The organism is Pararhodobacter sp. (genome assembly GCF_036802785.1).
Taxonomy (GTDB): Bacteria; Pseudomonadota; Alphaproteobacteria; order Rhodobacterales; family Rhodobacteraceae; genus Pararhodobacter.
The window spans coordinates 13,669-27,517 of sequence record NZ_DAIRVN010000003.1 but is presented as its reverse complement, the minus strand read 5'-3'; the positions used below and the strand labels follow the sequence as shown (position 1 = coordinate 27,517).

Sequence of the window (13,849 nt, the reverse complement as noted above, 5' to 3'; positions counted from 1 at the left end):
CGGGCGGCCCCCGGGCTGCGGGGTGCCGCGTATTGCAGAGAGGCGCGCTTATTGCGCGGCGGCTTGCGGATGGCGCGCGGCGGCGCTGCCGGTGTTGAACACCAGATCGCGGTAGCCATTGGCAGCGACGGCTTCGCAGGCCTCGCGGTACTTGTGGAAACCGCCGGTGAACATCAGCATCCCCTGCGGCTTGCCCTTGACGTTGGAGCCGACCCACCAGGTTTTCGCCTTGAGCATCAGCGATCTGCTGGCCAGCGCGTGGATCTGCGCCATCCACGCATCCTCAGCCGCAAGCGAGGCCTCGACGGCGGCATGCCCGGTCTGGCCCATATGGCTGATCACATCGGCGATCCAGTCCACATCGTTCTCGCTGATCGTCACGATATTGGCCAGCGCGGCGGGGCCGTTGGGGCCGGTGGTCATGAACAGGTTGGGGAACCCCTCCATCAGGATCCCCAGAAGCGAGCGCGGGCCGCCGACCCATTTGTCGGCCAGCGCGCGGCCCTGACGGCCCTTGATCTCGAACGAGAGCATGGCGCCGGTCAGCGCGTCATAGCCGGTGGCAAGGATCAGCACGTCCAGTTCGGTTTCACCGGATTGCGTGCGCACACCCTTTGGCGTGATCTCGATGATCGGGCCTTCCAGACAGTCGATCAGATGCACATTGGGCCGGTTATAGGTCTCGTAATATCCGGTATCCAGACAGGGCCTGCGCGCAAAGATCGGATAGCCGCGCGGCTTGAGCTTTTCGGCCAGCGCCGGGTCAGTCACGATCTGACCGATCTTGTCGCGCACGAAATCGGCGACCTGATCATTGGCTTCCTGATTGGTCATCAGGTCTGAGAAGATGCCGAGGAATGTATGCCCGCCATGTTCCCATGCCTGCTCCATCAGCTCCTGCCGGTGATCGGCGGGCAGGCTGAAGAAGGGCCGGGTTGAAACCGGGCGCGCGCCGCCGGTGGGGTTCATGCGGCAGGCGGCGCGGATGGCGGGGTAGTTGCGTTTCAGTTCCGTCTGATAGGCGTCATCCAGTGTGCGGTTGCGCATCGGCAGGGTAAAGCTGGGGGTGCGCTGAAAGACGAATACCTCGCAGTCACTGCGCCCCAGCGTCTGGATGATCTGCATCCCGGAGGAGCCGGTGCCGATCACCCCAACCCGCTTGCCCTTCAGATCGACGGGTTCCTGCGGCCATTTCGCGGCGCGCAGCAGCACCCCCTCAAAGCTAGAAAGGCCGGGAATGTCAGGGTCGGTCGGCATCGACAGCGGGCCGGTGGACATGGTGCAGAACCGCGCCTCGATCACCGCGCCGTCGCTGGTGCGCACGGTCCAGATGTTGCGCGCGTCATCCCAGACGGCGCTGATCACGCGGGTATCGAAACGGTAATGCTTGCGCAGATCCAGCCGGTCAGCGACGAAATTGGCATAGGCCAGAATTTCAGGCTGGGCGGCAAATTCTTCCGACCATGACCATTCTTGCTGAACGGCGTCGGAAAAGCCAAAGCTGTAATCGACCGACAGCAGATCGCAGCGCGCGCCGGGGTAGCGGTTCCAGTACCACACGCCGCCGACATCGCCGCCCGCCTCGATACTGATGATGTTCAGCCCCTGTTCGCGGAATTTCCAGGTGGCATACATCCCGCCGAAACCCGCGCCGACGATCACCATGTCCACGCGTTCAACGCGCGTTTTATCCTGCCCCATGTCAGCCCCTCCTCATGGAATGCGCGCAGCCGGGCGAAGCACGGAAGAACCCTCCTCCCCCCTGCGCCATCCTGTCAGGACGGATCGCCCGCTGCTGTCTGCAAGGATGAAAACACCCTTGGCGGGGACAGGCAATGATTCAGCGGGGTGATGGCGAACATTCACATCTGTGAAAAGCGGCGCTACAGCTCGATATGAATGGGCGTCGCAAACTGCTCACTGGATTTCGCGGTGCGCGCGGCGTCCAGAAGGGCTGCCAGATATTTGTCGAGGTTCTTGCGCACCCGCTCCTGCGCGCCGCCAAGGCCCAGCGTGACGGGGCTTTCCAGAATCGTGCCCGGCATCAGAACCGCGATGGTCGCCCCGCCGGGGAAGGGCACACCCTCAACCCAGCCAAAGCCGCGCTGGCGGATCTCTTCGATGCGTTTGAACATGTCCCGCACCAGCACCCGTTCCGAGGGGTTCGGGGTGGCGATATTGGCGCGGCGCACCATATTCTCAACCTTGTCATCGGGCATGGTGGACAGCAACACCCAGCCCGCGACGGACTGGGTGATAGGCCGCACGGTGCCTTCTTCGATATAGAAGCGCAAAGCGTGGATCGACTGCTTGGTCTTCAGGTATTGCAGATAGACATCATTGCGGGTGCCGATGAAGATGCCCTCGCTGGTCTGGGCATGCACATCATTCATGGCGTCGATGATCTTGGAGGGGCCGAAAAGGGCGCGCGGCACCCAGTCACCAAGGCCGGTCACCTTTGGCGTGGGAAAATAGACGCGCCGCACCCGGTCATAATTCAGATAGCCAAGGTTGACGAGCGTCTTCAGCAGAACCGTGGTGCTGGACAGCGGGTAGCCCAGATCGACGGACAGTTCCGACATGGTGCGCGGCTGTTGCGAAAGGCGGAAGTGTTCAAGGATCTCGAACGCCCGGACCGCAGATTTGACCTGAGCATTCGACATCGCCATCCCCCCTGAATTCACAAATGTGAAATTCCAGTACATCTACAAAATTCTGTGGCCGCATGCAAACACTCGTGCAATCCTCTGATCACTCTCGAAGGGCAGAGCGGGCGTGGGTGAGGAGCCGCGCTTTTCCGACCTGAAGCGCATGCTGGCCGATGGGCTGCAGGCGCGGGCGGGCGCCGGACACGCACAGCTTTTGCATATGAGAAACAGGAGGAAGGGCGCCTTTGGCCGCCCGGAAGCAAGGAAGGAATTCGACATGACGGGCAGGCTGACCGGACAGGTGGCATTGGTCACGGGAGGGGGGCGCGGCATCGGCCGCGCCATCAGCGAAGCCTATGCCCGTGAGGGTGCCGCCGTCGGCGTTCTGGATCTGAAGATCGAGGTCGCGCAGGAAGCTGCCGAGGCCATTCAGGCCGCAGGCGGGCAGGCGATCGCCATTCAGGGCAATGTCGCGCTGCGCGAAGAGGTGTTCACCGCCGCCGCGCATCTGCGTCATGCTTTTGGCCCGATGACCACGCTGGTCAACAACGCCATGTGGAACCGCTATGGCCCGCTGGAAGAGCAGACCGAACCGATGATCGCGCGGATGATCGACGTGGGTTTCAAAGGGGTCATCTGGGGCTATCAGGCGGCCATTCCGCAGATGCGCGAAAGGGGCGGCGGCGTGATCGTCAACATCGCCTCGCCCTCGGCGGTTCTGGCGATGAAACACGGCATCATGTATAGCGCGGTCAAGGCTGCGGTGGCGGCTGCCACACGCTCGGGCGCGGCGGAATACGGGCCGGACAACATCCGCGTCAACGCCATTGCGCCGGGGCCGACCCAGACCGATGGCGCCAATCTGGTGGTGACGGAAGAGGGCTGGGAACGCCGCCGCCAGCGCATGCCGCTGGGCCGTCTGGGTCAGCCTGCCGATATCGCCAATGCTGCTGTTTTCCTTGCGTCCGACGAAGCATCGTTCGTGACCGGGGATATGATGTTCGTGGACGGAGGCGTGACTTACGCCTTCTCATAAACCCACGATGCGAACCACGGGGGTGGGAGGCATCCCTTTTATTTCAACGGGAGGAAGATATGAGAACCAAGGAAACCGGCGCGCTGCGTGCGCTTCTGGCCTGCACCGCGCTCACCGCGACAAGCTTTGCCGCCGCAACGGCGGCGCAGGCTGACTACTCGGACGGGGTGATCCGCATCGGCATCATGAACGATCAGTCCGGTCCCTATTCGGACAATTGCGGCGGCGGCTCGGTCACTTCGGCGCGCCTTGCGATCGAGGATCACGGCGGCGCCATCAATGGTGTGCCCGTCGAGGTGGTGATCGCCGATGACCAGAACCTGCCCGATATCGGCCTGTCCACCGCGCGCCGCTGGATCGAGCAGGGCGGCGTGGATGCCGTGGTCGGTTGCTCGGCCTCGTCCATCGCGCTGGCGGTGCAGGACCTGATGCGCGAACACAACCGGCCCTATCTGATCGCCGGAACCGCCACGTCGGAGACGACGAATTCGCGCTGCTCGCCCATGACCACGAACTGGGCCTATGACACCTATACCCTGGCGCGTGGCACCGTGAATGCGCAGCTCGAACAGGGGAATATGTCGTGGTATTTCATCACGGTGGATTACACCTTTGGCCACCAGTGGCAGGCCGATGCCGAACGGTTTGTGCAGGAGGCGGGTGGCACCGTCGTGGGCTCCACCATGCATCCGCTGGGCGCGCATGACTTCTCGTCGCAGCTTCTGATGGCGCAGGCCAGCGGCGCGCAGGCGATCGGTATCGCCAATGCGGGCGCCGACCTTGCCAACCTGATCAAGCAGGCGGAAGAGTTCGGCATCGTGGCGGCGGGTCAGACGCTGGCGCCGCTGGGGATGCAGGTGAACAATGTCCATGGCATGGGCCTTGACGCCACGCAGAACATCATCCTCTCCGCCGCTGCCTATTGGGACATGAACGACGAAACCCGCGCCTTCACCGAGCGTTACCGCGCGGCCTATGGCGGGCGTTATCCCAATGAATCGCAGCTGGTGACCTATTCTGCCGTCAACCACTTCCTGCGCTCCGCCGAGGCTGCCGGGACGGATGAGGGTGTCGCGGTGATGGAGCAGATGCGCGCCTTGCCGGTCAGTGACATGATCATGCGCGATGTGCCGATCCGTGCGGATGGTGTGGTGATGAACCCGATGCTCGCGGTCCGGGTGAAAACACCGGACGAATCCACCGGCGACTGGGATTACTATGATGTCGTCGGCCAGATCGCGGCTGAAGACGCCTGGCGCCCGCAATCGGAAAGCGCCTGCCCGCTGTTCGCGGACTGATCCCGAAACCCTGTGTGGCAGCCAGCCCCTCAAGGCTGGCTGCCGGTTTGCTGCCGATGACCGGGAAGACGCCATGACCGCCTCAAGCGATACCAGAATCGTCGCCAAGTGCATTTCGCCCACGCCTGACATGCTGGGCGAAAGCCCGGTCTGGGATGACCGGATCAACCGGCTGTACTGGATCGACAGCATCGCCCGCACCATTCGTCACCATGATCCGGAGACGGGTGCCTTTGGCTCTGTCGTGCTGCCATCCACCATCGGCTCTATCGGCCTTTGCGCGGATGGCCGGCTTGTCGTGGGGCTTGTTGACGGGGTCTATCTTGCCGACCCGGCGACCGGCGATTGCGAGGTGCTGTATCTTGTCGATCCTCCCAGCGACAGGATGCGGCTGAACGACGGCAGGGTTGACCGGCAGGGCCGGTTCGTCGTCGGCGGCATGGGCCTTTTCGCCGAGCCGGTGGGGGAGCTGATCCGCGTCGATCAGGCCGGGCGGGCCGAGACCCTTGCCACCGGCATCCGCATCTCGAATGCCCTGTGCTTCAGCCCCGATGGCCGGACGATGTATCATGCCGACAGCCTTGACCGCTTCGTGCGCGCCTATGATTACGGCCATGGCGATGACCCGCTTTCAGCGCCGCGCGTCTTTGCCGATACGCAGCAGTTCAACTCCAGCCCGGATGGCGCGACGGTCGATGCCGAGGGTTTTGTCTGGGTCACGCTGGTCAATGTCGGCAAGATCGCCAGGTTCACACCGGCGGGCAAGCTGGACCGGCTGATCGACGCGCCGACCGACATGCCGACCTGCCTGTGTTTCGGCGGCCCTGACCTTTCCACGCTTTACGTCACCTCGATCAAGGACAGCGGGTCTGGCCGCGCGATCTCACGCCATCCGATGGGCGGGCATATGTTCGCGCTGGAAGGGCTGGGTGTCAGGGGTCTGCCAGAGGAGCGGCTGGGCATGGTGGGCTTGCATGATGAGTGACGCGCTCTTTGCTTCGCTCACCGCGCCGCGCAGTGTGGCGCTGGTGGGTGCCTCGGACGATGTGACGCGCATCGGCGGGCGGCCCCTGCGCTACATGCGCGAGTCGGGGTTCGAGGGCCGGATCTTCCCGGTCAATCCGTCGCGCGCGCAGGTGCAGGGCCTTGCCGCCTTTGCCAGTATCCGCGATCTGCCCGAAGTGCCCGATACCGCCATTCTGGCCGTTCCCGCCAGCGCGACATTGCAGGCGGTCGAGGATTGCGCCGCGCGCGGCATATCCTCTGCCGTGATCTTTTCTGCCGGGTTCGCCGAGACGGGCGCCGAGGGGCTGGCCCTTCAGGCGCGCATCCTTGCCACCGCGCGCGAGGCTGGATTGCGGCTGCTTGGCCCCAATTGTCTGGGCGTGTTCAACCCGGCGACGGGTTATTACGGCACCTTCAGTGTGATCCTTGACACCGAACAGATCGCGCCCGGCCCGGTGGGTATCGTCTCGCAAAGCGGGGCTTACGGGGCGCATCTGGCGCATCTGGCGCGCGCGCGCGGGCTGGGGATCAGCCAGTGGGTGACCACCGGGAACGAGGCGGATATCGACCTGTCAGAGGCGCTGGAATGGATGGTGCGCCAGCCGCAGACGCAGGTTGTCATGGCCTATGCCGAGGGGGTGCGCGACCGCGACAGCTTTGTGCGGGCGCTGGAATGCGCGCGCGACCATGGCAAGCCGGTGGTGTTCATGAAAACCGGGCGCTCATCGGTCGGCGCGGCGGCGGCGGTGTCGCATACGGCGGCGCTGGCAGGGTCGGATGCGGTGTTTGACGCGGTGCTGCGCCAGTATGGCGCGCATCGCGCGGCCACCACGGCGGAACAGATCGACGTGGCCTATGTCTGCGCTCCGGGGCGGTATCCGGCGACTGACCGGATCGGCATTTTCACCATGTCCGGCGGCTTTGGCATTCAGCTGGCCGATGATGCCGAGGCGGTCGGGCTGGATGTCGCCCCCATGCCGCAGGACGCGCAGGATGAATTGCTCAGCATGCTGCCCTATGCCTCGCCGCGCAACCCGGTTGATGCCACCGCGCAGGCGGTCAGCGATCTGGGCATGCTGACGCGCTGTGTGCAGACCATGATGAAGCGCGGCGGCTATGATCTGTTCGCGGGGATACTGGGCACCGGCCCGGCCTCCCGCACCTTTGCCGCGCCGCTGCGTGCGGCGCTGCTGGACGGGTTCGATACGTCTGACACCGCCATCCGCGCGCTGACCATGTCTGCCCCGCAAGACGTGGTGCGCAGCTATGAGGCGGCGGGTTTTCTGGTGTTCGAGGATGGCTCGGCCCTGGCCCATGCGCTGGGGGCGCTGGCGCGTATCCGCGACGCGCTCGCCCGCCGTGACCCTGCCCCCGCGCCGATGCCGCCCCTGCCGCTGCCCGACGGCCCGCTGAGCGAGGCAGGCGCGCGGGCGATCCTGTCGCAGGTGGGCATCCCCTTTGCCGCCGGTTATCTGGCAACCGACCCTGAGGGCGCGGCAGTCGCGGCCGCTGCTATGGGCTTTCCGGTGGTGGCCAAAATCTGCTCACCGGATATCCTGCACAAAACCGAGATCGGCGGCGTGGCGGTCAATCTGACGGACGCGCAGGCGGTGCGCGAGGCGACCGCTGCAATCCTTGCGCGCGCCTGTGAGGCCGCCCCGGAGGCGCGGATCGAGGGGGTGCTGGTCTCGCCCATGATTTACGGCGGGGTGGAGACCATCATCGGCGTGGCGCGCGATCCGGTCATGGGGCCGGTGGTCATGTTCGGGCTGGGCGGTATCCATGTTGAGGTGCTCAGGGATGTGACCTTCCGCGCCGCGCCCTTTTCGGTGGATGAGGCGCAGCGCATGATCCGCGAGATCCGTGGCTTTGCGATCCTGCAAGGGGTGCGCGGCGCGGCACCTGCCGATACCGACGCGCTGGCGCAGCTTCTGTCTGATCTGTCGCGCTTTGCCATCGCGCATCGTGAGCGGGTTGTGTCGATCGACCTGAACCCGGTGCGGGTCATGCCGGAAGGGCAGGGGGTGATCGCGCTTGATGCGCTGATCGAACTGGAAAAGGAGCGGGCGCCATGACGCCGGAACTTGAACACCAGATCCGCAGACTGACCGACCGCGCGGCCATTGAGGACTGCCTGCACCGCTATTGCCGCGGGGTTGACCGCGCCGATGAGGCGGCGCTGCGCAGCGCCTATTGGCCCGATGCCACCGACCGGCACGGGCCCTATCAGGGCACGGCGGCGGGGTTCATCGACTGGGCGCGCGACATCTGGGCCACGGGGCCGCGCAACATCCATGTGCTGAGCAATATCCTGATCGACTTTCGCAGCCCGGATGAGGCTGCGGTGGAAAGCTGCTTTACCGCCCATCAGCGCGGCACCGGGGCCGATGGCGTGGTGCGGCAGGTCATGCTGATCGGGCGCTATTGCGACCTGTTTGAAAAGCGCGCCGCCGAATGGCGGATTGCTGCGCGCACTGTCGTCTATGACTGGGTGGAGGACCAGACACCCCCCGCCGCGCCGGATGCCGAACGCTTTGGCCCCCGCCAGCCGGTTGGTAGCACATGGCCGGATGACCCGGTCTATCATATCGGTCGCCCCGCTGGCGCCGCACGCGTGACCCACGATCCAGGCCGGGACCAGGACTGACAACAAGCAGAAAGCACGCGAATGGATGTTCGTTCCGCGGCCTTATTGGTCGATGAATACAAGAATGCGATGCGCCATGTCGCCACTTCGGTGGCCGTGGTGACCTACCGCGATGACGATGGCTGGAAGGGGCAGACCACCACCGCCATCTGCTCGGCCACCACCGAGCCGCCGACGCTGGTGGTCTGTATCCGCAATGACAAGCCCGCCGCCGCGCGCATCCGCGCGGCCGGGGGTTTTGCCGTCAATTACCTGACCGATGAGCAGGCCGAAATCGCGCGCCGCTTCTCCACCAGCACCGGAACCGAGGGCTCGCCCTTTGACACCGGCGCGTGGGCGGAAGGGGCCAGCGGCGCGCCGGTTCTGGCCGGTGCGGTGGCCAGCTTTGACTGCCGTCTTGAGCGCGCCTTTGAACATGGCAGCCATAATCTGCTTTTGGGACATGTGCTGAAGCTGCAGATGGCGCCGGGCGAGAACCTGCTCTACCGCGACGGGTTTTTCCGCCGCTTGCTGGCGGAGTGAGCGCCGTCACCGGCGGCTCTGCCCGCTCATCCCGAACAGCCCCTGCGGCGGCGTGCCGATCCGTTCGGCGCTTGCGGCCCCGGGCGTGACGATGCAACACTCCTCCGCGGGAGGAGAATGTGATGCCGAATGCCCTGATCCGGGCCAGCCGGAGGCTTCTGTGCGGGCTGTCCGTCATTGCCGCCATGCTCGCGTCATCCGTGACGGCGGCAGGGGCGCGCGAACTTCTGGTGCTCACCTCCTACGATACCGATGTTGTAACACCGCTGGTTGCGGCCTTTGTGTCGGCCCATCCTGATGTCTCGGTCCGGGTGCTCAACAAGAACACCAACGCCGCTGTCGATGAGCTTCTGGGCGGCAACGAGCGGCATTTTGACCTTTTCTGGGCCTCGGCCCCCGAAGCGTTTGAGGTGCTTGCACAGGCCGGGCGGCTGGCCGATCTGGGGCAGGGGCTGCACACCGATTTCGCCTATTCAGCGGTCGGCTGGACATGGCGCGCCCCGTTCAACGGCACCCCGCCGCAGGACTGGAATGACCTGCTTGACCCCGCGCTCGCGGGCCGGGTGGGGATGTCGCACCCCATGCGCTCAGGCACCACGCATTCGCTGATCGAAACCATCCTGCAAGACCGTGGGTGGGACGCGGGCTGGGCGTGGCTTTTGCAACTGGCCGGGCAGTTGAACACCATCTCGGCGCGCAGCTTCGGGGTTCTGGAAGGGGTTGAGCGGGGCAGTTTCACGCTGGGCCTGACGATTGATTTTCTGGCACTGACGCGCGCGGACCGGGGGCTGGTGTTCCGCTATGGCCGCCCGCTGATCATCATTCCGGCGCGGATTGCCGGGCTGCAAGGCGGGCGCAACCCTGAAACCGCGCAGCAGTTTGTCGAATTTCTTCTGGGGCCGGAGGGGCAGAACCTGCTGCTCACGCCCGAGATACGGCGCATTCCGGTGGATGCCGGTATCCGCGCCGAACTGGCCGATTCATTCCGCCCCGAAGTGCGCGCGGCGCTGCAATTCAGCTGGTCGCGCTATGATCCGGTGCTGGCAAGCCGCCGCTACTGGGAGGTGAAAGAGCTGTTCGAGGCCTTTATCGGCCGGGATTTTCTGCGCCGGCGTGACCTGTGGCGGCGCTGGCATGCCCTGTCCGGCCAGCGCGGGCCGGAGCTGGCGCGGCTGCGCGCGATCCTGACGCGCATGCCGGTCAGCGAGTTTCAGGCGCGCACCGCGCCGCGCGACCGGGCAACGCTGCTTGCCTGGGCCGCCCTGTCGCATGCGCTTCTGGACCGCGCCGAAGCCGGGCTTGCCGCGCTGGAGGCACGGCAATGAACGCAAGTATCAGGCCGGGAACCATCCGCTCGCAGCTGCTGGCGGCGTTGATTGTCGTGGTGCTGCTGGCCGCCAGTGTGGCGACCGCCGCGATGGTGGTGGTTGTGCGGGCCGAGCGCGATTTCCGCGATCTGGCCGAAACCCGCATCCCCGCCGTCGCGCTGGCCGGCGAACTGGCCGAGGTGACCGGCGAGCTCGCGGCGCTGGCGGTGCGGGTGGTGGCCGAACCCGGGCAAAGCAACGCCGCCATCGCCGATGCCGCCGACGCCGCCGAGGGCATCGCCGCCGTGCTTTCCGCGCCGGAACATGCCGGGGTGCGCCGCAATGCCGTGCTTGCCGCCGAAACGGCACTGCGCGCGGCGTTGATCTCATTCGCTGCGACCAGCGCCGCGCTGACCGACCTTGCGGCGGCCGAGGCGCGCGCCGACAGCGAATTGCGCTGGACGCATGGTGATGTGCAGGATCAGGCGCAGGCGCTGCTTCAGGATCTGTCCTTCAACATGGAGGCGCAGCTTTCAGTTCTGGTCGCCGATGCCGACCCGGGACGCCGCGCCGGGGCCGAGGCGCTGCTGGGCATGGACCGGCCCCTGCGCGACAGATTGCAACGGCTCGCCACCGAGGCCGCAACGCTGGTGGCTCTTCTGCTTCAGGCGCGCAGTGCTGAAACCCCCGATGCGCTTGATCTGGTGGTCCGGCTGGGCGATGACACGCTGGACGCCATCGCACTGGCCCGGCTGAACCTGACGCCGCGCGCCGATGTCAGCCTGTTTCTGGCCCGGCTGGATGACCTGCTTGCGCTGGCGCAGGGGCCGGACAGCATTTTCGCGCAGGCCCGCGCGCGGCTTGCCCTGCGCGCTGCCGCCGTGGCCGATCTGACACGCGCGCAAGAGGCGCTGGCCGCCATGCAGGGGGAGCTGACCGCCATTGGCCGGGCTGAGCGGGTTGGCGCCCAGAAAGCCGCCGATACCGCCGCGCGGACCATGTTCAACGGCGCGCTGCTTCTGACGGCGGTGACGGTGCTGGCGGTGATCATGACCGCAGTGGTTTTGTTCTTCTTCGTGCACGGGCGCATTCTGCGGCGGATAGAGGGGCTTTCGGCCTCGCTCAGGCGTATCGCGGGCGGGGAGCTTTCATCGCCCGCCGCCGTTTCAGGCCGTGATGAGATTGCGGCGATGGGCCGCGCTGTCGAGGTGTTCCGCACCGCAACCGCTGAACTGCATGCCACCCATTTGCGGCTGTCAGCAGAAGTGGCCGAGCGTCAGCGCGCCGTCGAGCGGCTGGAACAGACCCAGCGCGATCTGGTGCAGGCGGGCAAGATGGCGGCGCTGGGTCAGATGTCAGCCGCGATCAGCCATGAGATCAACCAGCCGCTGGCCGCCATGCGACACCGCCTGCATCAACTGTCGCGCGCCCACCCTGAGGCCGGGCCGTCGATTGCCCGGATCGAGGCGATGGTGATGCGGATCACGGCTACCATCGGCCATCTGCGGCGCATCGCGCGCCGGGCGGACCACACACTGTCCCGTGTGGTGCTGAGCCAGCCACTGGATGCGGCGCTGGCGCTGCTTGAGCACCGTTTGCGCGCTGAGGGTGTAGGCGTTGAGATTGACGATTCAACTGGCGCCTTGGCGGTATGGGGCAATGATATCCTTCTGGAGCAGGTTCTGATGAATGTGCTGGGAAACGCGCTGGATGCCATCGCCGAAACCGGGCGCGGCGGTGGCACGATACGGCTGGAAAGCAGCGGCGATGACCCGGTCACCTTGCGGATCATCGACAACGGCATCGGCCTTGGCGGGCGCAGCGCCGCCGATCTGGTTGACCCGTTTCACACAACCAAGGAGCCGGGGAAGGGCCTTGGTCTGGGCCTGTCGATTGCTTTCAACGTGATGCAGGATATGGGTGGCCATCTGGAAATCGGCCAGCATGCTGAGGGGGGCGCCGAAGTGACCCTCAGGCTGAACCGCTGGCAGGCAGGGAGGGCTCAAAACTATGGCTGAGGCGGGCGGGGCGGGCATGGTGATGCTCGTCGAGGATGATGAGGATCTCAGGCTGGCAACCACCGAAACGCTGGAGGCCGAGGGCTTTACGGTGTGCGCCCATGCCGGTGCCGCGACGGCGCTGGCCGAGATCGGCCCGGACTGGCCTGGCGCGATCCTGTCAGATGTGCGGATGCCCGGCATGTCCGGGCTGGATCTGCTTGATGAGGTGCGCAAAAAGGCCCCTGACGTGCCCTTTGTGGTGATCACCGGCCACGGCGATGTTGCCAGCGCGATCCGGGCGATGCGGGCCGGGGCGCATGATTTTCTGGAAAAGCCCTGCTCGCCGGAACTGCTGGTCGATATCCTGCGCCGCGCGGTCGATATGCGCCAACTGTCGCTGGAGAATGCGCGCCTGCGCGACCGGCTGGCGCGCGCGGCGGGGCCGCTGGACCGGCTGATCGGCCGCGCGCCGGTGATGGTTGAACTGCGCAGGCGGGTGGCCGCACTGGCCGGTCTGCGCGTCGATCTGCTGATCGCGGGGGAAACCGGCACCGGCAAGGAACTGGTGGCGCGCATCCTGCATGACCTGTCGCCGCGCGCCGATTTCCCTTTTGTGGCGATCAACTGCGGTGCGCTGAGCGAAAGCGATGTCGACCGCGAGCTGTTCGGCACCACCGATACCGAGGGCCGGATCGCCCAGGCCGAAGGGGGTACGCTGTATCTGGATCAGCTTGAATCCATGCCCGATGCCTTGCAGGTGCGCCTGCTCAGGGTGCTGGAGGCCCGCGAGATCACGCCGCTGGGCGGTGGCCCCTCTCAGGCGGTCAATCTGCGGGTTCTGGGCAGCGTCATGGGCGACCCGCTGCACCTGGTGCAGGACGGGCGGCTGCGCGGCGATCTGTATCACCGCTTCAATGCCGGTGCGCTGCGACTGCCGCCGCTGCGCGCGCGCGAAGGCGATGCCGAGCTGCTGGTCGCGCATTTCGCGGCTGAGGCCGCCGCGCGCCACAACCTGCCCAAACCGGCGCCCGATACCGTTCTGCGCCGCAGGCTGGCGCTGCATGACTGGCCCGGCAATGTGCGCGAGGCCCGCAATCTGGCGGAGCGCATGGTAATCGGCCTCGATGTGTCCTTCGGCCCGGCGCAGGCTGAGGCCGCGCTGCTGACCGAGGGATATGATGCGGCGATGGAGGGGTTCGAGAATCGGCTGTTGCAGGCCGCCCTGTTCCAGACCGGCGGGCGGAAATCTGAGGCGGCGGCGCTTCTGGGTATCCCGCGCAAACGGCTTTACCTGCGTTTGCGCCACCATGGCCTGTATTGAGACGGGTCAATTCTGACCCATTCGGCGTGTCAATCCTGACACGTTTTTCCCATTGAAAACAAAAA

General features: G+C 65.8%; 11 protein-coding genes. 9 read left to right on the top strand and 2 right to left on the bottom strand.

Going from position 1 to position 13,849, the window contains the following annotated elements:
- Nucleotides 1-48 precede the first annotated feature (48 nt).
- The gene (locus tag V7Q53_RS02095) at nucleotides 49-1,701 is read right to left on the bottom strand and encodes a flavin-containing monooxygenase (RefSeq protein ID WP_333826714.1); all 1,653 of its coding nucleotides are present in this window, start codon (nucleotides 1,699-1,701) and stop codon (nucleotides 49-51) included.
- A gap of 182 nt (nucleotides 1,702-1,883) precedes the next feature.
- On the bottom strand, nucleotides 1,884-2,663 hold the full coding sequence (locus tag V7Q53_RS02090) for an IclR family transcriptional regulator (protein WP_333826713.1): 780 nt from the start codon (nucleotides 2,661-2,663) through the stop codon (nucleotides 1,884-1,886).
- 262 nt (nucleotides 2,664-2,925) lie between these two features.
- On the opposite strand from V7Q53_RS02090, the gene V7Q53_RS02085 reads away from it, so the two are divergent.
- The 9 genes from V7Q53_RS02085 (at nucleotide 2,926) to V7Q53_RS02045 (ending at nucleotide 13,784) form a co-directional block, all read left to right on the top strand.
- On the top strand, nucleotides 2,926-3,684 hold the full coding sequence (locus tag V7Q53_RS02085; protein WP_333826712.1) for an SDR family NAD(P)-dependent oxidoreductase: 759 nt from the start codon (nucleotides 2,926-2,928) through the stop codon (nucleotides 3,682-3,684).
- A gap of 59 nt (nucleotides 3,685-3,743) precedes the next feature.
- On the top strand, nucleotides 3,744-4,982 hold the full coding sequence (locus V7Q53_RS02080) for an ABC transporter substrate-binding protein (protein ID WP_333826711.1): 1,239 nt from the start codon (nucleotides 3,744-3,746) through the stop codon (nucleotides 4,980-4,982).
- 73 nt (nucleotides 4,983-5,055) lie between these two features.
- The gene (locus V7Q53_RS02075) at nucleotides 5,056-5,967 is read left to right on the top strand and encodes an SMP-30/gluconolactonase/LRE family protein (protein WP_333826710.1); all 912 of its coding nucleotides are present in this window, start codon (nucleotides 5,056-5,058) and stop codon (nucleotides 5,965-5,967) included.
- Nucleotides 5,960-8,062: an acetate--CoA ligase family protein gene (locus V7Q53_RS02070; protein WP_333826709.1), complete on the top strand. Its 2,103-nt coding sequence runs from the start codon at nucleotides 5,960-5,962 to the stop codon at nucleotides 8,060-8,062. Before V7Q53_RS02075 ends, V7Q53_RS02070 begins: the two co-directional genes overlap by 8 nt.
- Nucleotides 8,059-8,634: a nuclear transport factor 2 family protein gene (locus V7Q53_RS02065; protein ID WP_333826708.1), complete on the top strand. Its 576-nt coding sequence runs from the start codon at nucleotides 8,059-8,061 to the stop codon at nucleotides 8,632-8,634. The genes V7Q53_RS02070 and V7Q53_RS02065 overlap by 4 nt, the downstream gene beginning before the upstream one ends.
- 21 nt (nucleotides 8,635-8,655) lie before the next feature.
- Nucleotides 8,656-9,156 carry a flavin reductase family protein gene (locus tag V7Q53_RS02060; protein ID WP_333826707.1) on the top strand — a complete coding sequence of 167 codons (501 nt, stop codon included), beginning with the start codon at nucleotides 8,656-8,658 and terminating at the stop codon, nucleotides 9,154-9,156.
- A 122-nt stretch (nucleotides 9,157-9,278) separates the two neighbouring features.
- Nucleotides 9,279-10,481, top strand: coding sequence for a substrate-binding domain-containing protein (locus V7Q53_RS02055; RefSeq protein WP_333826706.1), 1,203 nt, complete (start codon nucleotides 9,279-9,281; stop codon nucleotides 10,479-10,481).
- Nucleotides 10,478-12,481 carry an ATP-binding protein gene (locus tag V7Q53_RS02050; RefSeq protein WP_333826705.1) on the top strand — a complete coding sequence of 668 codons (2,004 nt, stop codon included), beginning with the start codon at nucleotides 10,478-10,480 and terminating at the stop codon, nucleotides 12,479-12,481. Before V7Q53_RS02055 ends, V7Q53_RS02050 begins: the two co-directional genes overlap by 4 nt.
- Nucleotides 12,474-13,784: a sigma-54-dependent transcriptional regulator gene (locus V7Q53_RS02045; RefSeq protein WP_333826704.1), complete on the top strand. Its 1,311-nt coding sequence runs from the start codon at nucleotides 12,474-12,476 to the stop codon at nucleotides 13,782-13,784. The genes V7Q53_RS02050 and V7Q53_RS02045 overlap by 8 nt, the downstream gene beginning before the upstream one ends.
- The last annotated feature ends 65 nt before the right edge of the window (nucleotides 13,785-13,849 follow it).